The following is a 24577-nucleotide window of genomic DNA, read 5'->3' as shown; positions in this document are numbered from 1 at the left end:
TCTCCTCTAAGAACCAACTTCCATTTGTGACCCTAGTAAATTTCGAAATACACCTTTTCTTTCTTTAGCTAGTTGATTAAATTCACCTTTTTGAACAATTTCACCTTTTCCTAAAACAATAACTTGATCTGCATTGCGTATAGTAGATAAGCGATGTGCAATAACAACAATAGTCATTGTTCCTTTCAATCTTTCTATTGCTGATTGGATTTTCACTTCATTTTCAGTATCTAACGCACTCGTAGCCTCATCTAATACTAAAATCGACGGTTTTCTTAAAATAGCTCGAGCCAATACAAGTCGCTGACGTTCACCACCTGAAAGCCTCACCCCACGATCTCCAATCAGTGTATCAAGTCCATTTGGAAGCATTCGTACAAATTCAGTTGCTGCCGAAAATTCTAATGCAGCCCAAATTTGTTCTTCATTTACATTCGAGTCAATCATCATTAAATTCTCTCTTATACTAGCATTAAATAAGAACGGATCTTGTGGTACATAGCTAATAGCCTGTCTTAATGATAATAAATTATCAGTTGTAAGAGGGGTACCATCTATTAACACTTGACCTTTTTCTGGTTGGATTAACCCCATTAACACATCAATTAATGTACTTTTCCCAGCACCAGAATGTCCTACAATTGCCGTCATACTATTTATTGGAATTTGTACATTAATGTTTTGAAGTGCATATAAAGCTTCTTGCTTATTATAACGAAAAGAAACATCCTTACACTCAATACCTTGTTTTATACAAATCGGCTTTATATGTTTTTGCATGTATATATCCTGCATTTCAACCGCTTCATTACACTCCTGTTGCAATTCCCATAATGACTTAAAGGCAGGAATGCTTGCAGCCAGTTGTTCTAAATTTGACTGAATCGTCATGAACCTTGGCCATAATCTTGAAAAAATGAGAATGATTAATAGTAACTGGGCCGTTTGCGCTTGAAACATATTTACTGACAAAAATATAAAAAATGCAATTAATATAGCCATTGAAATTTTATAAAACAATTGAGAGTTTGACCTTATTCTCATATACTCCATTTGTTCGCTACTCATCTTTTTTGTTATAGATTGAAACCAATCCAAACGTGATCCTTCCAAAGTATTGCTCTTTATATCTTTAATTCCATTGAAATGATCTGTTATACCAGAAAGATAGTCTTTTGCCAATTCTGAGGTCTTACCGCCTAGTATCCGTGCTTTTTTTATAAAAACACGAGAAGCTACCAAGAACAATAAGCCAAAGCCCAAAACAAATACAGTGACTTGGGGAGATAATAAAAACGCAAGCCCTACCTGTATGAATGTAAATAGAATAGTAGCTAGCAATTGTAAAATTAAATTAATCCCATAACTAACACGAGCTAATTCTGTAGTTAATATATTAATTAGATTTGTTTTCCTTTTTTCTAAAAAAAATCTCCACTTTGCTTTTAAAATCATACTATATGTTTCTACTCTTAACTTTCGTACAAAAACTTGTTGCGTTCTCGCATCTCTTAACGTTATATTTCTTTGCAGTATATTTTGACTTAACACTATTAATACATATATACCTAAAATAGAAATTAAACTTGTTGTTTTAGGGAAATTCTGCAAAATTCTATAGACAGGTGCAATAAAAGAAGTCTCCTCACCTGTATTAATTATTCCAGTCATACTTATCATAGGAAGTAATAAAATAATACCTATCCCTTCAAGTAAACTGATTAACACCATACCAAATAAATTCACATACAGTATTTTTCCTGCTGAAGAATATAATTTCTTCATAAAATATATAATATAATTCATCGATGTTCCCCCAATAACAAAGCAAACTTCTTCGTTTTTCTCCAAATACATAGAAACGGACGTAAAGGAAAATATAAAAAATGAAGAAATTTAGGTAACGGCAATGTTTTCGCATCAATTGGATAAGGATATAGTTGGCTCATAATAAATAAAGTTTTTTGCTGATTAGACATTAGCGAAAATAAATGTCGACTATGATAAGCAAGTACTTCTTCAGGAACCGGATCGGTATGCAAGTTTATCATTTGCTTGAAATAAAACAAGGCTTCTTGCGCTAACTGTTTTGAATGTTTTTTAGCTACTAATTCCATCATTCTTTCATCCATCCGTACACCTAGCAATTGAGATGACAAAATTAATGCTTGTCCTCCTAAATGTAGCATTTGATATGTTCTCATTAGTTTATGAATCTCGCTCCAATTAAGATCTTGATTGACAATTTTTTTTATATCTACTAACCAGCGTAATCTGGACCAACCATGTCTAGCACCATGAGATACAAGAAATAAAAATAAATCTTCCTTCCCTAGCATATATACGGAATTACTCGTAAGGGTACTTTTTCTCTTTCGCTTCCAAAGCTCTTCAAACCCAGGTTCCTTAACAGGTCCGGGATTTAACCGCCAATGAATCTCAAGCTTAATCTGCTTTGTCGGATGAAAAAATGTTATATGATGATGCCTCCATTTCCAATCATTTAATATCGTTTGAATATAATCATCTTTTACATACCCCTGCTCTAAAAGTAGTATTTCTACTTTTTCTAAATTTTGAATTGGAATAAGAACGTCCAAATCACAGGATGTTCGTAAAGAAATATCTCCATATAAATCCTGAGATAGTACAGGCCCTTTTAGAAAAATCATACGAATCTCATTTTCATTACATATTTTATTTATTCGTTCCATTTCAGCACTTAAATAAAGCATTTGAAATGTATTTTTTTTATATTTTCTATTCAAGGATTGTACAATATGTGAAGGAATTATTTCCTCATCTACCTGTTTAAGTTTTTGATATATCACCGGATAAACGCGATGATGCACAGCCTGTTCAAGAAATAATTCCCAATCAATATCCGAAAACCATTCATTGCTGTAAGTTTGCATTGTTTCATCATCTTTTAACTTCAAAATTGCAAAAAGAAGTTTCAATTCCTTAGACATGAACTCTACATTAAGACCAAAATCTTTCTCCATTTTACTCTCCTTTAATAGTGTTCTCACTTAGCCTCTTTGCAAATGATCCAACGACAGTGAATTTCTCCATTCCTTCCGATCCAGTAACATAAAAAGAACCGCTACGTAACCATGCATGTGCAATTAGTTCCCCACTATTATCCTTAGCAGTTCCTAAATAAAGAGTACTCTCAATGTCACGTTTTTGAAGCATTTTCATCCCAGCTATCGCTTTAACGAGACATTGACTTTCCCAAAAAGTATAACGACTCATAATAGAAATTGCTTCGGACACCTCCTTTAGTGTATCCTCGTGTTGCTGAATTTGGGCAACTGATGTTTCGTTCATGTAATCCCCTAAAGAAGGTGCAACTTTGGAAAAGGTAATACTTTTTAGTACACGCGCCCATCCTAAAAAAATAAAAGCCTCTAAAAATAAAAGCTTTGTTTCCATGTTCAGCAATAAAAATACCCTTAACCTTTTCACAATATTCATTAATCCCTTCCTAACAGTTTTTTTGAAATTACAAATCTATCTATTAGGCTGATCTTTTATTTGAATTAACCCTTCTTGAAATAAACACTCTAAAAAGGAAAGAACTTGCTCTTCACAATCTTTTTGTTCAATATCATAGTTGGATACTAGCATAGTAACAAGCTGATTAATTATTATTGGCTTTTCAATAAGCTCCCATATTTCTCCGCCTATTTCACCTAAGTTATAGTACTTTCCTTTTTGGACATTTAACATAACTTTTTCTCCATCCATATCACTTACTATATTACCTTTACTTTGGACAACGTTATGTTTTAATGATATTTTTCTCGAGTGGACAACCATCAACCATACTCCCTTTCTGTATAGTATTTAAAATAACTTCCACAAGCTCATGAGCTGTAAATCTTGAAGTCGGGCGACTTACTTGAAACATTTCCATTCCACTTGCAATATGAGTTGAAGTTTCAAAATGCCATTCCATCAATCCTAATTTAGAAATCAAAGAACTCCTAAAAGTATGACGGTATAATTTATACAAGCGTGCGAGCCCTTCTATACGGGTCATCTCAATATCTTCTCCCTGTGTTTTTACTAATTCAATAACACCAGCAAGAGGTAATGGATCTGGAAAGAATTGAGAATTCACAGGAACAGCATACTTCGTTTCTCTTTCAAATAAAGGGCTAAATTGCGCTACTTCCATCCCCAACTCATTTATGCTCTCTTGCCATAATTTTTGTTGTGCGTAAGAAGGATGAACTATTGCAGTATTTTTATTCAAAAGAGACACAGCAACTACATCATCACTTAAAAGCTGATATCCTTTATTCAAAAAAGCCGAGGCTAACGTTGATTTTCCAGCTCCTGAATCACCAATTAATGCATATGCTTTTCCATCTATGGCAATTACACTCCCATGCAATGGGAGTGTTTTACGTTGCATTAAAAGCGCCCCCATACAAGTTCCTAGAATATATAAGCGAATTTTATCTTCTTCTGCGTCTGCCATAGGTGAAAAGGTGATTTTCTCGCCGGCTTGTATAGAAAATATTGCAGTTTGAGGAACATGAAACATAACTACATCATCCTCCACTACAATTGTTTTTTGCTTTTCCGCGCTATATTTACACCACTGTTCTGACAAATCCGTTATTTCAACTTGAACATCTGCCATCTCTTTTTTTTCATTCAGCTGAGACAATTCGGGTAATGGAATTTCACTTACTATTTTTAACCCGAAGGCTTGATATAACACATTCCCCATAGAATCAAACATCCTATCCCCCACATTGTCAATTTTTTGAAAGCTCTTATATAATAAAGCTATATAAGAGCTTTATTTTTCCAATGAATTAACTGTACTTCACTGGATCATCTGGGTCAGGTTGAACAGCATCTGGATATTTATGCCCAGGCCCAGCCATAGTCATATTAATATTAAGTACTTCTAATACAGGTTGTTTCCATTCCTTTTTCATACGTATCACCTCCTTTCATATTGCTTTTTTTATAAATCGATAGAAGATTAAGCTGCGCATTAAAACTCTAAAATCTAAATCAAATGCATATTCTGGTCGAGGTTCTTTACAAATTTTTGAGATAGCTTTCTTAATTACCTCTACATTTAGAAATTGTGAGATTACTGGATCTACACTAAGTTCTTCAACTTCCTCAATAAATTCATTCCAAAAAGGAGCCATACGGTAAACACCATCTGCACCTTGAATACCTCGAACCCGTTGATTCAATCGTACTTTATCAGGAAGGAAATTCTTTGTGGCTCTCCGAATCAGTGCTCGATCTAAACCATTTTGAACATACTGTTCTTCTGGGACTGACAAACAAAATTGAATCAATCGTAAGTCATTTGTGGGATCACGATCCCATAAAGCATAACGTAATGATAATTTCGTTTCATACGTGCCATTTATGCTCCAATAATATGGTTTTTCAAACTGTTCTCTTTTCATGTCATATGCATTAGAAATAGAGGTGCCTGTTATATCGATTTCTTGTTCTCTAAGTCTGTCAAAAACATTCATTTCCCTTGCAAATTCCGGATTAATTATTGCGGAATTTACATCTTGTTTTCCTGAAAAAAGTAACTGATGCAAAAATGGAAATGCTTTTCGTCTTACCACTTCAAAAACACGTGATTTTTTCACTCCAATATTTCTACTATATAAATGTAGTTCACGATAGAAACGAATCCAATGTAGCTTTTTCAATAACATTGCCTGGTAATCTAAAATAGGTCCCCATGATACTGTCCAATTACCTCTTTGACCACTAAGAAGTACTCCTATTCCATGCTGAGATGCTTTTTCATAAACTCCACTCAACCAAAAAGTATTCTCAAAAAATTTATATGGCATCTCCATTGTTTCCAGCCAATCATCAATTTCCGATAGTGGGCTTCTCTCTGGCAATTCTAAATAATAATCCTGTATATTCCCTACATGCTCTACAGTCGATTGAATAAATGGTCTTTCGTCAGCTATCCTACCTTTGTGTGTCCAATCTTCAAATCCTTCTACTGGAACATAACTATACGTATGTAATTTTTTATTTTCAGTCCATAAATCCCTTGCAGCAAAACTAACGACAGAACCAGAGTCTAATCCTCCACTCAAATGGGCTCCGACTTGGTGATGTGTTCGCAAACGTGCCTTCACTGCATTTTTATACACCTCTCGAAACGCCTCTTCATACTCTTCATTTGATTTTAAATTAAGCATTTCCCCAACAGCTGGTATATAGTATCTTGAAAACTTCACTTCGCCTTCCTTTACCAAAATAGTGTGTGATGGAGGCACTTGTTCTATATAGTTGTAAACTGTTAACTGTGGATCTATCGATTCGAAATTTACAGGTATAGCTAAAAATTCAGCAATCCACTGCTTATTTAATTTCTTCTCAACATATGGTAGAGAAAATAACGGATTTATAATCGTACAAAAAGCAAATTTTTCCTCACCACGATAAAAATAAAGGGTCCGACTTCCTGAAAAATCTCTGGCACCAAAAAGAATTTGTTTTTTCTCATCCCAAATCATAAAGGCAAAATCGCCTACCAAATATTTTGGAGCCGCTTCCCCCCATTTCTGATAAGAAAGTAAAATCAACTCACTATCTGTCATGTTTTTTCTATCCGAATAATCCACTTGTAATTTTTCAAATAACTCATCACGATTATCAATAATAGCATCTGCTGTAATTGCCAATTGCTTTTCATAATTATAAAAGGGTAATTGTTCACCAACTGACTCTGGTGTAATCCATTGTGCATGACATCCTAGAAAAGCATTTTCTTTGTGCCATATTTGAACATCGTCAGCAGGGTACTTTTGTAAGTCACTCATTAATCGTGTGCCCTGTTCAATTGATATAGGTTCATTATTAAAGTGAATAATGCCAGTTATAGCGCTCATTTCTTCCTCCTAATATATGAAAAGTTACTACAAATACTATTTACATATTAGATTCGTTAAACATACCCCTTTATCATTCTTTTTAAAGAACAAAATTATTAGTTTTATTACTTTCTCAATCACATGCTTTAATCTACTTTCAGACTAATACATAGATATTTAAAATCTATAACCCTTCCCTTTTTATGTGAATTAAAAATGAGCGCTCTAAAAAAATTCATTATAAAGAACGATTAGTGGTATGTATACAAATCTAATTCCACTTTCACTTACTTTTCTTTTAATTCTTCCATTCTACAGCTTTTAAAATGCTTTGAATTACCCTTTGTTGATCTTCTGCTAACATATTAGATCCTGAAGGCAAACAAATTCCACTTTGAAATAGGTACTGCGACACATCTTCATTTTTGCTATGCGGATAATACTTCTTCTCTTTAAAGAGCGACTGCATATGAAGTGGCTTCCACATAGGACGCGCTTCAATATTCTCTTCTGCTAAAATTCTCAACAATTTCCCAATAGAAATCCCAGATTCCTTTTCATCAATTGTCAATGTAGTAAGCCAACGATTTGGGCGAGTATGTTCTAATTCAGGCATAAAATAAAACCCTGGCATGTGAGATAGCGCTTCGTAATACCGTTTATATATAAATCTTCTAGCTCTCACCCTATCTTCTAACACTTCTAATTGTCCTCTACCAATACCAGCTAAAATATTACTTAGTCGATAATTATACCCTATCTCACTATGCTCATAATGTGGAGCTGGATCCTTTGCTTGTGTCGCTAAAAACCTCGCCCTTTCCAATGCTTCTACATCATTAGAAACTAGCATTCCACCACCTGAAGTTGTAATAATTTTATTTCCATTAAATGAATAAACACCAAATTTTCCGAATGTACCGCTTGCTTTTCCTTTATATGTAGATCCAAGAGATTCTGCTGCATCCTCAACTATAGGAACATTATATTGATGACAGAGTGAAAGAATTTCATCTAGTTTAGCACTCTGACCATATAAATGAACAAGAACGATAGCCTTAGGCAAATTCCCCACTTTATTAGCTTCATATAATGCATGTGCCAATGCACTCGGTGACATATTCCAAGTTTCCGGTTCTGAGTCAATAAATACCGGTTCAGCTCCCAAATAAACAATCGGATTTGCACTCGCTACAAAAGTAAAACTGGAACAAAATACTGTATCTCCCTTTTGAATACCTAATAACCGCAAAGCTAAATGAATAGCAGCAGTACCTGAACTAACTGCAGTACCTCCCTTAACTCCTACAAAAGATGCAAGTTCCCGTTCAAACCTATCAACATTTGGTCCAAGAGGAGCAACCCAGTTTGTATCAAATGCATTTTGGATATATTTTTGTTCATTCCCACTCATGTGCGGAGAGGAAAGGTAAATTCGCTTTTTATGCTGAACTGTGTGCATGTAAACACATCCTTTATACATATTTAAATACTATGTATCTAAAAACATATGCTTTAATACAAATATATCAGATAATCTCCTTAAATTATTAATTGTATAATGCGCTTTATAAGCTTGCTCAACTATAAGATTATTGTAAATTCCATCTTCTCTACTAATATGGATCGTTAACCATTTCAATTTCTTGGCCGTTATAAAATCCTTACTTAAATTATCTCCTATATAGACACATTGCTCATGAGGCACCTGTAATTCCTTACTTATTTTTTCATAAGGAATTTTGCTTGGTTTCCAACATTCTTTTCCTAGCTTATCAGTGAGAATTATTGAATGAACCCTCTCTTTTAACTTTAATGCATTTATTTTTCTTTCTTGAGCAACTAAATATCCATCTGAAATAAGTCCTATTTTAACGGTATTAACCAAATTATTTAGTACCCAATCCGCTTCATCCAACAATTGAATATCTGGTTTATGGAACCTATACTGTTCTATCAAATTACTAATCAATTTTTCATCATAATCAATGTCTAACTTTTTAAGTGTTTTATTAAACACAAACTTTCTTTCACCTGAATTGAATAATCGAATTGCGATATTATAAAAACCAATTTTTCCATAGTTATCTTTAATCCAATCATCCACTGCTTTAAAGCCACTTACGACATAATCTTTCTCTTTATATAAAGTATCATCCATATCAAAAACAATTGCTTGAATCACCATATTAAATACTCTCCATAAAAACCGCTTCATCATATCTAAGCATTGTTAAATTTTCTCTCCAATTAAAGTCTCTATCTGTAAAAATTTCTCCCTGACACATTTTAATTGTCCAAAGTGGAAAATTCGCTCCAGCTTCTATGGATAATGGAATTCCTCCACCAAAGCGAGGATTTATTTCAATAAATGTAATTTGTCCATCCTTCTTTTTAAAACATTGTAAAGTAATACATCCAATAGGATTAGGAAGAGCTTTTATTACAGTTTCTGCTGCTTGGATAATGTCAAAATCTTTCTTGGTTATACCTTTACTTACCTCACCTGCTCGTGTCTCTATACGCAATCTAGGAACGATCGTTTTTATATTCCCATAGAAATCTACCATGACATCTATAGTGTATTCCTCTCCTGAAACGTACTCTTGTATCATAGCGTTAGGTATATACTCCTTAAAAAATTCCAATTCCTTTTCATTCATTATTTTTGTTACACCTTTACTAGAACTGCCATCATAAGGTTTAATTAATAGTGGAAATTGATATTCCTTTCTTCCAATCTCTTCATCACTATACACTCTAGGCGTTGGTATATTATTAGATACAAAAAAGTTATATGTGTATTTTTTGTTATTAGCAATTTTATTTAATTCCATACTAGAAACTAGTACTTTTACACCAATACCTTCAAAAACCTCCGCATTATTAGCCATAAGGATTAATTCCGTATCAATTAACGGAATTATTAGATTTATCATTTCAGATCTACATATTTTTAACAATTCATTTATATACCCTTCTTCATTTACACGCGGAACAATAAAATGCTTATCGCTAAAGTAAATGGTAGGAGCAGTTTCTTTTAAGTCTGCAGTAAAGATTTTCCCTTTGATTCCTACTTGTTCAAATACCTCCTTAAATTTTTTAATTAAAGTGACCCTCCTACCAGAGCTAGTAAACAAAATATTCATTTTATTCCCCCCCATGCTCGATTCCCCCCTTAAAAACTGGCATAGTCACATGCTTATTATTTGTTATCCCTTCCGATTTTAAAACCTTACTAAAAGTTAGATATAAAATTTTCAAATCTAAAAGAAAACTTTGATTCTCAACATACCATACATCTAATTTAAATTTCTCATCCCATGAGATACTATTTCTTCCATTAATTTGAGCCCATCCAGTGATTCCGGGTTTAACATTATGCCTTTTAGCTTGCTCTTGCGAATATAAAGGCATATATTCCATTAATAATGGTCGAGGGCCCACCAAACTTAATTGACCTTTTAGCACATTTATTAATTGTGGTAATTCGTCCAAACTATATTTCCTCAGAATTTTTCCAACTTTAGTTAATCTAGCGTAATCTGGTAAGAGCTCCCCGCTATTATCTCGCTCATTGGTCATCGTACGAAATTTATAAAGATAAAAGGGTTTTCCATGTAACCCTGGACGTTGTTGTCTAAATAAAATAGGTGATCCTATCTGGGTTTTAACTATAATTGCTACTAAAAGAATAATGAAAAAAAAGCAAATTAATAATAATAAAGAAATAAAGATATCCAACAGTCTCTTCATTACCAATCATTCCCCCATCTTAAATTATTACAAATGCTTTTCCAAAGTGAAATAATATATAAAGTATTCATTACGGGTTGAAATCAAGTATTTTCAAGTTGTAATTAAAGAATTGTATTCAATTTTTCTTTACTTATCACCTGCAAACATTTTCTTTAGTACACAACTTTAAAACTTAATAAGTAGAAGAAAGCAATACACATAGGTGCAAAATATATTTTCCAAATGCTTATCCAAGAGACTATTACACACTGTAAAAATCTCAAAAAATATATTCACAAAAACAATTTTATAAACAACGCTTAACAGTATTAAAAAACATTTATTATTAAAACATTCTCCTACTCACTATTTTTTAGTATGCAGTTAACGTAATAACAAAAAGCTATTATGTTTATAAAAAACATAATAGCTTTTCTCTTTTATATAGTAGTAACTAAAAGTCAATAAGCATATTATCTATTAGGAATTAGACTATTTCGAATGATTACATTGGACAAAACCCTTCCATGTACCATTATATAATACTTTATAGACATATTTATTAAGAGCCACTCTACTTCATTTCTCATAATTTTTTGAAACTATTCAAATTTAATTATCACCATGCATTAATTTGAATCGATTACACCATTAACAATATTTCCTTGTAAAAATTCCCTCCCTGTAATTGTAATTTTCGCATTATTTAAAACGTTATTTTGAATTACTACTTGAGGTGTACTACTCGTTGTTCTATTATCTATCCCAACTTGCATCAAATTTGTGGAATTTATAATATTATTTTGAATTATCACTTGCTTACCAGTAAACGCTGCATCCAAAACAATAATAGCTCTCTGAAGAGTATCATTTGTAATTTTTATAGTATTTCCCCTTAACACTATTTCATCAGATACATTTTGAATATTCAAGACCGTACCATTTGGTTTTTCTATATGACAATCCATCATCTTGAATGCTTTGAGGTTATTCACTGTAAATAACGTGTTATTTCTATCTATACTAAAGAACTTGCAACCTTTTAATTCTAAAGTGCTTCCTGTACTTGCTATCCCCAAAAAGGTTACATCCTTAAAAAAGCAATTTGTATACGTCCCTGCAACTAAGGTTGGGGTTTTAACATTATTAAATATAATATTTTCAAATATCCATCCTGATTTAACTGTTACTACTGGTACATAATTTAAATACAAAACGTCTTGTCCTTCAAATATACAATTTGAGATAGTTTGCGGTTCATTTTTCAGCTCTAATGTCCACTGATACAATGATGACAAGGAATTAAGTTTATCTGCATCGTTTATAAAACGACAGGAATCAACTTTAACCGCATATGGAAAGGGATTATCAATAATCATTTTACTATTAGAAAAAACATTATCCAATATATTAATAGATCGATTTACATATACACCTTGAACATTTACTTGCGCTCCGTATACATAATTATTGGAAAAAATAACATCTCCTAACAAAGATACCTTGGTTAATCGGATGCTATTCCCTGTTACGATTACCCTATCTGCACCACCATTAATAGACAACCCAACATAAGCATTTGTAATGGTATTCATAATAGAATTATTCGATATATAGATAAATTTCCCATTTACAACAATAATATTATAATTTTTATTATCATGAAAATTATTTCTTTCAATATATATATATTGATTTAAATCATATCCATCTTCAATATCTAGTCCACTTTGTGGATTGGTACCTGCGATGTGATGAATATCATTATCTCGAATATATACATTCTTTGCCCCACATACACTAATCCCTTGTCTACGGCAATCATGTAAATTACATTTTTCTATATAAGTATATTGCGAAAAAGAAGGCACCCGAACATTTATTAAACAATTTGCAGGAGCAGGAATATTCCCTTGATGCAAAACAACTTTAGCATAACTTGCTCCATTAGGGACTTCTACTTCATCAAAGAATTGTACATTGGTTTTTGAAGATAAAAATATATTGTTTGAAGTGTAAAAAATGACATCATAATAATCGCATTTTATTTCAGAACCCAATGCTCCAAATCCATTTCCATATAATCCAAAGTAACCATACTTTACAATAGCCACTTGGTTCATATCAATTTGCAAATTGGAACGTATCTTTGTTGTACTACTTACCAATGAACCATCTGTTGTATTAATTGCTCCCTGTTCAAATGAACTTGCTAATGCTGTAGGAAAAGGTGAAATCTGCCCAAAAGTACTGTTCAGTGTAATGGCATCTCCTGTACAATCTAAAATATCTAGATTATCTAAAGATACAAACCGTGTATTGTTCCCCCCATCAGCAGGTGGAGTAAAACTCCCCAATTCAATGCCGTACCCTGCCTCATGTGTTCCCCCACTAGAGTAATCATGTGTATATCTATCTCCTTGGATAATACCATTTGTTATCCTAGAATATACTTGATTTCTACGAAAACTTATAATTGCATATCCAGTCAAATTATTTGTTTCCATTTTTAATGTCGAACCGTTTAGATTCAAAGTTAAATGACTTGGTGGTTCGATGGGTGTTTGTTTATCAATCAAATATATTCCTCTAGGTAACACAACTTCCGTATAACCTTGTTGAGCCGCCCATACTAGAGCATTATTAATACCTTGGGAAGTATTGATAGCATCAGTCCCATCATTCTTAACATCCCATCTATCTAATTCTAATACATATATACTTGTAGAATTTGTAGCTTCAAATGATTTTGGAATCCATTTTAATTGCGTACTATCATAAGTTAAAATGTCATTATGAAAAGGAGGCTTGGACACCAAATCTAAATCATTCAAATTCCCAAGATTATCCCTTCTTCTCCACATCAATTCACACCTCTTTTTTGCTTTTCTACATCTTATGTTTCATAAGGTAAATTGATTGGATATAAGAGAAGTAATATCACTTTTTATTGTTTTTAGAGATCCATTATTTAGAAAGCCTTTTTACAATTCCTTTCTAAAAAGGTCTATTCTTACTAGCTGTTTTCATTTCAATACTCTTTTATTTATAACTATTTAAACTTACAATATTATTAAAAAGACACTATACTCTTTATACCTAACGCCCCTATTATTACCTACTATTATTTTCAGAACAACCTAAAATCTCTTCCGTAAATAAAGCATTTTTTACTGTGATATGGAAAAAATAAAATTATAATTTATGGATAATTATCATTCGGAAATTTCCGAGTTAATATTTTCGGCTTTATTTTTTTTATTAATATCCGGGTTAAATTAAGGAAATATCTATACTCTTCCGCCTCTTTAAATACCATCCAAAAGATCAGATTCGGAATAATCAGACACAAAATACTACGTATTGCCATGTCCATAAATATATTTATGTGAAAAATATAACCAATAAAATCCGTTGCTATAATAGAAAATAATACAAGCACTACAAACAAAATATATCTAATAAAATATACTTTTACAGATTTTTTAAAAATCATTTTAAATATAATATAAGGGTCATACCAAAAGTAAGTACATAATCTACTAATAACAGTCCCTAAAAGCACTCCTGCTATTCCTATTTGTTTCGCAAGAATTATAGAAACTACAATATTTATAATTGCCGCTATAATAGGCCTGTACTTCCCTTTTTTAAATAAACCTGTGGTTTCTCTAAACATTGTAGTTGTATTTTGCATTCCTGAAGTGAAAAAATTAAGTAATATGAAAAATAATACATACTTATTAAACACATATTCCTCACCTAACCAGATTGTTATAAAAGGATTTATCAAATTCCAAAGGCAAACTGTACAAAATCCATATATCCAAAAATTAAAAAAGTTAATTACACGAAAAATAAAATATTTTTTGTCTGCATTTTCTTTCACATTCAAATTTCCAACACTAGCAGTGATAGAATAAAACAAATAGCCTAATAAGGTATTTAATGTATTTAAGATCAACAAATAATTTGAATAAACCCCAACCCAAATAACCCCAATAAATTTCGATATAACTATATTATCTGTTGCATTAATTACTACACCACTAATTTTATATAGCAACAAGGAATACAAATTCTCAAAAAACTCACGTCTGTCTGTCTTAGATAATTTCGCATTATTTTTTTCTTTTAAAAATGGATATAATTTATTTGCCTTATTTGCAATATATACATTCTCAATTACTTTTAATGTTAATTGAGCTACCAGTACTACAATGTAATCACTAATAATTATTAATAAAACAATTTGTAATGCATTAGATATAATTATGAACAAAGTGTGTATTTTAGAAATAATATAGCTACTTTGATCAGCAATAATAATAGATTGCTTATATACAAAATAATATGATGACACTGAACTTATTAAAAATAAAAGATAGATAATGTTAATGTCTTTAATCGTAGTATCTGCATTCACTAAATGATCAAGAAATGGCAATAGAGATAACCCAATTAATAAAACTACTACTCCTATTAATCTGTATGCTTTTTGATATAAATTCATTAATGCCTGTATTTTATAAATATCCTTCTCAGCTAATGGCCTATATAAACTATATATTATAGCTGTATCAAATCCTAAATTAGCTAGGGAAAACATCAATAGTATACTTGTAAAAAGCCCATCCACACCTAAATATTCTATACCGAGTGTAAAAATAAAAACAGTTCGAACAACAAATCCCATACCAATACTAATTATTTGTCCAGACAAACCGAATAAAATATTTTTTAAGGAGTTTTGTATTCTCATCGTAATACCTTCTATATTTTAGTTGTTTTGCGTACCCACTCTACTAAATTTAGCACTAATCTTCCTCTTTAAAATCGGGAAAAACTTTGTTATCCTGTATTTTAATAACGCTTTTCTTCGTTGCGCCTTGAAATCATAATCTAGAAACCAATTTAGTAAATTTTTATCTGTAATACAATCACAATTTTGTTTCATTCGCACTTGGATTAAATTCCAATACATTTCAATGAATGTATTAGTAAAAAACTTCACCTCATTATTTAAAGAAGTTTTAACGTACTGATAAAGATTACTTGGAATATTAAAACCATATTCACGAGGGTCTCTCCCTTCAGCAATAATTCCCATAATTGTTCTTAAACATTTTTCACATTTACAACAATTTTCTTCATTTTTAAAACATACCCTGATATTAACAGGTTCTTTACTAGCTGAATAATGGTCCACAACAACTTTAATCTTTTCTTGCCTAGTAAGTTCGTATCCATCATGAAAGACTGTTCCAGATGCATATTTTATTTCATTATCCACAGTTGGATCAGATGCACAAGTAACTTGATATAATGGGGAATTAGAACTTGCAATGTATATACATTTTATCTTAAGTTTAAAAGCTATTGGAATAGCTGCAGATATTATTGCTAGACCATGATGCAATCCATGCCACCATGTATCGTTTAACTTTTCTCTAAAATCATGGTCAATGTTCCCTGCAATTATAAAGGTCCCATAGTTAGATTGTATAAAAATATTTTCTAGTCCATTATCCTTTACAAAATTTACGGCATTTTCTTTATCTGCCTCCCATACTTTACTACCCTCTATTTCATTTTCATGCCATCCATATTCAGTAACTAACAAAGGGTGTTTATCTTTTATTCTTATAAATGTAGTAAGTGCATCCAATCCACCACTAAATAAAGATGCCGCTTCAAGTTCCGGAATGTAAACATTATCAATAATTTCTCCTACAACCATGGATCCTTTAAATTTCACACCAGGAAACATGTTTTGATATGCATTTTTTATATTATTTAAACAAATATAAAAAGATTTATCTAATTCATTTATTACTATTGTTGAATTAGTAATCCATACAAGAGAAACTACATTCGCAACAAACGGAATAGCCAAAATACTTAAAGGGATGTCAGATACATCATAGTTATATTCAAGAAACATATGATTACTTGTCTTAAAATACTTTTGTAAATCCCCCTTAATACTAAAATAATAATCAACTCTATTATTTCTTACGACAATTTTATCGAGAATTATACTATTCATTTGAGCCTCCTAATAAATCGCCATTTTTATCACAATACATTTGTTAATTAGAGAACTGTTTTAACCATTGATTTACTACATCAAAATTCACTTGAACATCCGTGATAAACTCTGCATTTATCATTTTTTCGAGATTATTTAAATCTTCTCTATCAATCAGATTTAAATTATACGTTTCCCCCATCCCCTTAGCTCTTTCATCTATAGAGATAATTATTGCACGTTTTTTATGACGCATAGCAAATATACCGCCATGTAAACGTGTTCCAATATAATCAACGGCTGTATTTAGGATTTTTTCATATGCCTCTATAGTAGGAGATATAATTTTTATACCTTGTATACCCTCTAAAGATTTTAAATATTCAAAATCATCAGCGTCTTGTATCCAAAAGTAGACATTTTCATAACTTTTGTTAAGTATATCTATCAGTAATTGATCTTTTTCACGATCTTTAGAATGATGAGTTAATGTAAAAACAACCGATTCCGATTTTCCACTCGGAATTCCCCTACAAAAATCAGGCGTAAAAGACCACAAAGTTGCACAACCAGTATTTAGAGCTTTAAACCCCATTTCTTCTAAAAATTTTTTTGTTCTTTCATCTCTAACGCTATGTATATATTCATGCGATAAAACTTTTCTATATAACATTTTTGTATAGGGATTTATTTTATTCCCTTTGCCTGCACCCACTCCAACCAGAATACTCCCCTTTAAAGGACCATAATTAAATATATTTATATTCCACTGTGGAAAATGAGTAAACATATCCATTGCTAGCAAATTCGAACCACCTACAAACTTATATTTCGCATCACTATAAATCTTTACCCTATTTGATTTTCTCGCTACTTGGTACCAATGAAAAGGTGAAACATGAGTAGGTAATGTTAAAACATATGCATTTTTAGTTATATCAGAAAGATGATGCTTTACACACTTCATTATTATATCGTCACCCTTGTTAAGAGAACCTACTGATGTATCTAATACTAAAACATTATCCATAAAAATAATTCCCCCAAGTATCTTTTATAAATAGTAAAAGATTTTTTAGTTTTATAGCTTAATCTATTCTAATTCAATTAACCTATATATCTTTTCCACTTCTATTTCATTACCATAATTTTTTTGGCTTACATTATTAACAATTTCATTTCTGAATTCAACATCATCAATCATTTGTTTTATTCCTTCGACAATTCCCTTTATACCCATTGGACAAATATATCCATCTACGCCGTTCTCCAACTGACTTTTGGCAGTTGAAAAATTAGTTATTAATACTGGTTTCTTAAGAATTTGCGCTTCCCGAACTGTTACTGCCTTCCCTTCGTATCTAGAAGGTTGTACATAAATATCACATGCTTTTATGTACGGGTACGGATTAATCTTCTTACCTAGTAAAACAAATTTATCTTGAAGTCCTAGTTTATCTATCAACAATTTAAGTTCCGCTTCTTGCGGCCCATATCCAACTATGTACCACTCGATATCATACCCTTGATCTAATAACTCTCTAAGCGCATATATAGCGTCATCAATTCCTTTAGCATGCGAAAGTCTAGCAACAGTAATTAACTTGATTCGCGCGCTATTTATTGATATTTCCTGAGTAATATCTCCTTCATTGGATTGTTCACAAACAAATTCAGAATCTATTATATTTTCTATCACTTGCACCTCTTTATTAATATAAGGTAGACTATTCAGGAATGTATCTCTACAACTTTCAGAAACCGCCACGATATCATCCATTTCCCTCCACATTTTACATTCCATTTCTTTGTTAAGTTGTATGTTCGAATAATCAGTATGAATCCACCCAATTTTTCTTTTCGCTCGAACTTTATCCCCTATAAAATAATGCGGCCATAAAAAACTTATCGCAACATCGTACTCTTCTCTCAATTTTGGAAGAAATGGAAGAGATATTCTCCATCCATATTGAATGACAAAGTATCCAGGTTCTTTACTATTTACAAACCTTCCATGCATAACACCCATAACTTTTCCTATCATCCTAGTAATTCCAATTGAGAAATGCCCTTCTTGTAATATCTGTTTAATTGATTTTCTAAAAGTAGTATATTGTTGCAATTCTTCTAATAAATTCGGCTCTTTGGGTAGTAAAGAGAAAAATCCTCCTTCATGTTTAAATAACATTAAATCTATATCATACTTACTGTAATCAATTGTATTTAATAAACCAATCAAACTTCTTTCTACTCCACCAATTTCCATATCAAAAGATGTAATTAATATTCTTTTCTTTTTCATAATAGGATACCTCACAAAATCTATTATTGATTTCTCTTCTTCATTTTATATTAGTATTTTGCTGTTACGCTTACCAATTTTCCTTATACATCAGACATATAAAATGAAAACAAATTAGATTACCCTACTTCTTCCTTGCACACAATTCCATATAACGATAGCCACTCGTAAATGTTATCGTTAATATCAAAGCCTAATTTCGATATATTGTTAATTATGAATTCCCTGTCTGGTCTTTCTTTTAACAAGGCTTTATAAATTTCTTTACACCATATTTCAATTTCTTCATCTAAGTCAACAAATGACATTATCCCTAACCCCATATCAGTATTATTAGGTAGTGTATCTGCTACAACACATGGTACCCCTGCAGATTGCGCTTCTAAAGTTACAATACCAAACCCCTCAAACAAAGAAGGAAAAATAAAAACATCAAAGCTCTTCATGAGTCGTGGAATATCCTTCCTAACGCCCAAAAATCTAATGTTTTCAAAAATCCCTAATTGCTTTGCTTTTAATTCAATAGAAATCCTTAACGGACCATCTCCTACTAGAATAGCAACAAAATTTGAATCTCTTTTTAAAATTTGCTTTAAAACTTTTAGGATAAAAACATGATTCTTTGACTCTGAAAAACTTCCTATATGTCCTATTAATTTTGCTGTATTCGGTATATTAAGTTCCCTTCTTACGCTGACACTACTTCCAGCATCTATATCAGTAAATTGATTAATATCTATACCGTTTTTAATCAGTTCTATCCTCTGACTTTGAAGCATCCTTTCACCAAATAAAAAACGTGCTGCTTCAACGCTACACGCACAATAATTAGTTCCAGCATATTTAATAATAGATTGCAAAACCTTTAGGATAACTCTTGCTTTTATTCCAGAGTCTTGTGGCCAATTATTACTATGGGAATGACAAATCCTCTTTTTTATACCAGCTATTTTTGCCGCTACAGCAACGAAACCACCTTGATAATCCGTATGTGCATGTACAACTTCATATTGATTATCCGACATAATTTTCACAAGTTCTTTAACATAGGCAAAAGGTCCTATTTGTCCTAAACTAGGTACCTTATATATTCTCCCACCTAAGGCCATTATTTCATCTTCGTAATCATTTTTCTCATTTCGATGGGATACAAAATCAAACTGAAGCTGCTCCCTATCTATTTTCCTATATATATTCATTAATAATGTTTCAGCTCCCCCGCGATTCAGAGCGCTGACAATGTGTAAAACCTTCTTTTTATTTATAGGTTCAGGCTTAGAATCTATCCCCATTCAACAATCCTCTCCTAGCATTTTGCACTTTATTATCAAAGTAGATTACTCTTATAGATAATTCCCAAAGTAATTACATGTTCATATACAAAATAAATAAAATAGCACACTAGAACTGCATAATACATCAACTTTTGATCTTTATCTGTAAATGACTTCACAACCCAAGAAATTAATATTAACTGATACAATCCAAAATATATGGAGAATCTAGCAAATATCCAATTCTGTGTTGAAATAATCATAAAAACAAGACCTAATATAGACATATTTACAATATAATCACTTTCAGGGAATAACGCCCTCATTTTATCTTTCCCAAGGTAAGCCAGTATAATTGGCACTATATTCACAGCAACCCTAAGTATATTGGCACCACCTTCATGAAATTCCTTATATTGACCATATTGAGTATTTCCAATAGCCGAAAATAAAATTTCCGAAAACTGATTAAAACCTATTACTACACATACCGCTAAAAAAAGGAGCAAATATGTCGTTCCTGACCAGGCTTTTTTTCTTACAAAAAAGTATATTGGCATTAAAACTAATGCACTTGCATGAAATGTTGATGCACATAATACAATTAATGTATATTTTTTCCATTTTCCTTCAAAAATATATTTTGTAGCAGCAAAAATAATTGCAGCGGCTAAATATTGCCTAATCCCATTCATTGATGTTAAATACATACCCGACGTAATATAAACATATAAACTCAATTCAATTAGTCTTGAATATTTATATAGTGTTGCTACAATGAGTACATTTGTTATCAATGCTGTAGTAAAAACCATTACTTGAGGATTATCCGTATATTTTTTCAAAACCATTTGAAAAATATTAAAGCCCATGTCTTTATTAGTTTGAACATATTCCCAATTAAACTCCGTTATTTTATATGCATGCATATAAAAATAAGTATCCCCAATATTATTTCGAAGCCCCGCCACCAACACAAGAGATAAAGCCGCCATTATAATCAACAGCCTATTGGGCTTTATCAATGTAAGACTATTAGTCACTGGTATAGCAAAATACCTTGCAAAAAATGCGAGCATGAATACTATAGCAAGATTCATCCAAAGTATGGTCATTATTCTGTCCTCTCATTTAATTACTAAATAAGTCTCTACATGTTTACTTTCATTTTTGTTTTCATTGTAATATAACTATAAAGGATAGCCCCAAATGGTAGTGCACAAAGTGTCAGTCCTTTACATGGCGATTCTTGTATAAACTTTCTATTTCTCGATATGAAACTACTAGATACATAATGTATAGCTTGCCTATACTTAAATAGTCGATTAGTAAATGGTAATTTCATAAGTTCCTTGCGATAAAAAGCAAAACCTTTTGGGTTTCTACGATATTGGTTTAGCATATTCATTGATGATCCATCAGCCATGTATTCCACATAACAAAGCGCTTCGTTCATTAGTAACATCTCATACTGTTGATCTAACATGTAATATTTGTATGCTAACCCTACATATTTTTCATTTTTAAAAATTGGGTATGGATATTTCTTAGTCAATTCTGTGCGATAGACCAATTTTTTATCACCTGTGACACCATGTTTATTGTAAAGATCAAAAAGCGTGGAGTGTTTAAGGTTCTCTGGTAACTTTGAACCAATTATTTGTCCATTTGTATACAAATCCAATCCAATTATCCCGCTAACTTCTTCATTTCCATAGCTACTCCAAAAAGATAGGATTTTTTCTACCGCTTCATCGGGCATATAATCATCAGAATCAATACAAACATTTAACTCCGTATCAATCATTTCATATGCTGTATTATGAGCACCATGCATCCCTTGATTTTGTTGCCAATGATACTTAATTTTGATATATTTTTCAGCAATCCAGCTATCGACCAATTCTTTTGTGTTATCACTAGATCCATCATCTATTATTAACCATACAAAATCCTTACATGTTTGACGTTTTAAACTCTCATAACAATTTGCAAGACAATACGCTCTATTATAAGTAGGGGTGAAAATCGTTAAATTCTTCAAATTACTCACCTCGAAAGTACAGAATAATAGTCTTGAGTCAATTTAGCCGTATGTTTTATATCATATCCTTTTGCGAATACTACTTGAGCTAGTGTTTTCCTCGAAAAATTACTAGTTTCTATATTTTTCATTTTTTCTATCCAAGCAAATTTATCTGTTAGAGGAACATGTTCAACTAAATTCATTCCCAGGTCCACTTCTTTCGTAATAGCATCCGATATAATACAAGGTAAACCAACTCCTTGCGCCTCTATGAGAGTGAGTGGCAATCCCTCATGTATGGATGGAAAAACAAATACATCAAATGCTTGAAGTATCCTTTCTATATCGTCTCGTATCCCGAGAAACCGTATATGCTTCTCCATATTCAATTCCCTTACTTTATTTTCAATTCCCACGCGAAGCGACCCTTCGCCAACTAATAAAAGAATTGAATCCGGCTTAAATCGAGTTAACTGCGTGAATAATTCTATAAGATAAGCATGATTTTTTTGATGTGCAAATCTTCCAACATGACCTATAACAAGAGCATCTTTCTCAATTTGTAATTCTTCTCTTACTTGTTCTCGTATGTCTGGACAGAACAAAAATCTATCACAATCAATTCCATTTTTTAAGATTCTAGCTACATTGGCTTTATCCGCAAATAGCCATCTGGCAGCAGCATTTGAACATGCTAACAAATGTGTTGCACATATGGCTATTGATTTTCCCGCATACCATTTATAGATTTTTGCAGCAATACCCCCCTCACTACTAGTATTATGACTATGCGCAATCCTAACTGGCACCCTTGCTTTTTTAGCTGAACGAAGTACAAATCCGCTCATTTTATCCATATGTGAATGAACGATTTTATATTGCGTATGGGCACTAAAGAAATTATCTAGCGCCTTTATATAGCCCCTATGACCAACATCTGTAACATATGGAATTCTATGAATTTCCCCGCCTAACTTTACTACTTCTTCATCAAACACTCCTTCCTTACAAGTTAAAAAATCAAATTGTACTTTTGAGCGGTCTATATTACGATACAAATTCATAATTAAAGTTTCGGCTCCGCCTCTATTCATATTTACGACTACATGTAGTACTCTCAATGGAGTGCCCAATTTAAATCCTCCATTTCATCCATATATGTTGTATAAATTTCTTTTTTCTCTTTTAACACTTCATTAACTGAATATTTACTTGTAATAATAGTACGCCCACACCGTCCAAACTGAGCTTGTAATTTAATACTTTTAGAAATAGAATTTATTCTTTCAGACATCGTCTTTATATCATCACGATCTATAATCCAACCATTTTTATTATGAATAATTAACTCCCTATGTCCCCGATTGTCAGTGGCGATAACTGGAAGTCCACAAGCCATAGCTTCCATAATATTAACTGGTAAACCTTCCCGGTAACTCGATGCAACAGCTAGGTCACACATCTGCAGCAAAGGGGCTATATCATTTCTATAACCAAGAAAACGCACCATACTACTCACACCTAGTTGAGCCGCTATATTTTTGCACTCCTTCATTAAAGGCCCTTCACCAGCAAGTAGTAGCTTCGCATGCGGAATTTCATTTTTTAATTGTGCCAATGATTGAATTAAGAAGCTTTGGTTTTTGTTCTTATTAAATTCAGCTGCATAAAACATTAAAAAATCTTCAGAATTATAACCATTTTTATGTCTTAATTGCTCCTTTTCACTTTCATTAACAGGAATATATCGTTCTATATCTACTCCTACACCATGAACGAGTTTAATACTTCCCGCCTGAAATCGATGCTTTACTGCTAAACTGTAATCTTCTTGATTAATTGTTAGAAGACAATCCGTAGTAGTAGCTAAAATTCTTTCGATTGGATAGTATAAGAGCCAATTTATGAATGATGATCCTTTACAAAAATGAAATCCATGCGCTGTATATATAACCTTTGTGCCTTCTCTCCGCACTTTTCTAGCAGCTAGACGAGCAATTGCTCCTCCCATAGGCGTATGACAATGAATGATATTATATTTATTTTGATGAATAATTGATGTAAGTTTTTTATATGCATGAAAGTTTTGTACGCTAATCGGTGATCTTTGAAGAGGAATATTATATTTTTGAGTTACGTACGGAAGATGTATATTCCCATTCGCTGCAACATGCACTTCCCATCCTTGGTCTGCAAACCATTTCAAATACGGTAAATGAAAAGCTTTAAAATGATAATCCACAGTTGCACAAAACAGAATTTTTTTAGACACCATCCCACGCACCCGTCTTATAATAATTTTTTGCT

The 24577-nt window shown here is 32.0% G+C and carries 21 protein-coding genes; all 21 read right to left on the bottom strand.

The window, feature by feature from the left end:
* Positions 1–6: 6 nt before the first annotated feature.
* Positions 7–1806, bottom strand: a complete 1800-nt coding sequence (locus ACS2MN_RS25740; RefSeq protein WP_001106589.1) for an ABC transporter ATP-binding protein — start codon at positions 1804–1806, stop codon at positions 7–9.
* Entirely contained in the window at positions 1803–3005 is a 1203-nt protein-coding gene (locus ACS2MN_RS25735; RefSeq protein WP_346994873.1) for a nucleotidyltransferase domain-containing protein, read from the bottom strand. Before ACS2MN_RS25735 ends, ACS2MN_RS25740 begins: the two co-directional genes overlap by 4 nt.
* Before the next feature lies 1 nt (position 3006).
* On the bottom strand, positions 3007–3480 hold the full coding sequence (locus ACS2MN_RS25730; protein WP_001028389.1) for a lasso peptide biosynthesis B2 protein: 474 nt from the start codon (positions 3478–3480) through the stop codon (positions 3007–3009).
* Positions 3481–3516: 36 nt separating this feature from the next.
* Entirely contained in the window at positions 3517–3825 is a 309-nt protein-coding gene (locus ACS2MN_RS25725; protein ID WP_000260274.1) for a lasso peptide biosynthesis PqqD family chaperone, read from the bottom strand.
* Positions 3788–4759: an aldolase gene (locus tag ACS2MN_RS25720; protein ID WP_000460440.1), complete on the bottom strand. Its 972-nt coding sequence runs from the start codon at positions 4757–4759 to the stop codon at positions 3788–3790. The genes ACS2MN_RS25725 and ACS2MN_RS25720 overlap by 38 nt, the downstream gene beginning before the upstream one ends.
* 76 nt (positions 4760–4835) lie before the next feature.
* Positions 4836–4961, bottom strand: a complete 126-nt coding sequence (locus ACS2MN_RS25715) for a paeninodin family lasso peptide (protein ID WP_000712621.1) — start codon at positions 4959–4961, stop codon at positions 4836–4838.
* 15 nt (positions 4962–4976) lie between these two features.
* Entirely contained in the window at positions 4977–6914 is a 1938-nt protein-coding gene (locus ACS2MN_RS25710; protein WP_088055910.1) for a lasso peptide isopeptide bond-forming cyclase, read from the bottom strand.
* Positions 6915–7194: 280 nt separating this feature from the next.
* Entirely contained in the window at positions 7195–8358 is a 1164-nt protein-coding gene (locus tag ACS2MN_RS25705) for an aminotransferase class I/II-fold pyridoxal phosphate-dependent enzyme (RefSeq protein ID WP_098805224.1), read from the bottom strand.
* 30 nt (positions 8359–8388) lie between these two features.
* On the bottom strand, positions 8389–9084 hold the full coding sequence (locus tag ACS2MN_RS25700) for an HAD family hydrolase (protein WP_000236581.1): 696 nt from the start codon (positions 9082–9084) through the stop codon (positions 8389–8391).
* Position 9085: 1 nt separating this feature from the next.
* Entirely contained in the window at positions 9086–10063 is a 978-nt protein-coding gene (locus tag ACS2MN_RS25695) for an ATP-grasp domain-containing protein (RefSeq protein ID WP_000509380.1), read from the bottom strand.
* The gene (locus ACS2MN_RS25690; protein WP_000825902.1) at positions 10050–10655 is read right to left on the bottom strand and encodes a sugar transferase; all 606 of its coding nucleotides are present in this window, start codon (positions 10653–10655) and stop codon (positions 10050–10052) included. Before ACS2MN_RS25690 ends, ACS2MN_RS25695 begins: the two co-directional genes overlap by 14 nt.
* A 611-nt stretch (positions 10656–11266) precedes the next feature.
* A complete protein-coding gene (locus tag ACS2MN_RS25685; RefSeq protein WP_088055914.1) occupies positions 11267–13501 on the bottom strand; it encodes a right-handed parallel beta-helix repeat-containing protein in 2235 nt (744 codons plus the stop codon).
* Positions 13502–13839: 338 nt separating this feature from the next.
* Positions 13840–15399, bottom strand: coding sequence for a lipopolysaccharide biosynthesis protein (locus tag ACS2MN_RS25680; RefSeq protein ID WP_098805226.1), 1560 nt, complete (start codon positions 15397–15399; stop codon positions 13840–13842).
* A gap of 18 nt (positions 15400–15417) precedes the next feature.
* Positions 15418–16686, bottom strand: coding sequence for a peptidase (locus ACS2MN_RS25675; protein ID WP_346994872.1), 1269 nt, complete (start codon positions 16684–16686; stop codon positions 15418–15420).
* 43 nt (positions 16687–16729) lie between these two features.
* Positions 16730–17698 (bottom strand): polysaccharide pyruvyl transferase family protein, encoded by a 969-nt coding sequence (locus tag ACS2MN_RS25670; RefSeq protein WP_000370972.1) that lies wholly within the window; start codon positions 17696–17698, stop codon positions 16730–16732.
* A gap of 63 nt (positions 17699–17761) precedes the next feature.
* The gene (locus ACS2MN_RS25665) at positions 17762–18970 is read right to left on the bottom strand and encodes a glycosyltransferase (RefSeq protein WP_000730210.1); all 1209 of its coding nucleotides are present in this window, start codon (positions 18968–18970) and stop codon (positions 17762–17764) included.
* A 119-nt stretch (positions 18971–19089) separates the two neighbouring features.
* Complete coding sequence (locus ACS2MN_RS25660) at positions 19090–20262, bottom strand: glycosyltransferase family 1 protein (RefSeq protein WP_000510527.1); 1173 nt, start codon at positions 20260–20262, stop codon at positions 19090–19092.
* Between the two features lie 35 nt (positions 20263–20297).
* Entirely contained in the window at positions 20298–21359 is a 1062-nt protein-coding gene (locus ACS2MN_RS25655; RefSeq protein ID WP_000154273.1) for an EpsG family protein, read from the bottom strand.
* 35 nt (positions 21360–21394) lie between these two features.
* Positions 21395–22288 (bottom strand): glycosyltransferase family 2 protein, encoded by an 894-nt coding sequence (locus ACS2MN_RS25650; protein ID WP_000793796.1) that lies wholly within the window; start codon positions 22286–22288, stop codon positions 21395–21397.
* A gap of 5 nt (positions 22289–22293) precedes the next feature.
* Complete coding sequence (locus ACS2MN_RS25645; RefSeq protein WP_346994871.1) at positions 22294–23403, bottom strand: glycosyltransferase family 1 protein; 1110 nt, start codon at positions 23401–23403, stop codon at positions 22294–22296.
* Complete coding sequence (locus ACS2MN_RS25640) at positions 23388–24545, bottom strand: glycosyltransferase family 4 protein (protein ID WP_346994870.1); 1158 nt, start codon at positions 24543–24545, stop codon at positions 23388–23390. Before ACS2MN_RS25640 ends, ACS2MN_RS25645 begins: the two co-directional genes overlap by 16 nt.
* Positions 24546–24577 lie beyond the last annotated feature (32 nt).

Source organism: Bacillus cereus group sp. BceL062 (assembly GCF_051780025.1).
Taxonomy (GTDB): Bacteria; Bacillota; Bacilli; order Bacillales; family Bacillaceae_G; genus Bacillus_A; species Bacillus_A toyonensis.
The sequence above is the reverse complement of the archived record's forward strand: the minus strand, read 5'-3'. Positions and strand labels throughout refer to the sequence as shown.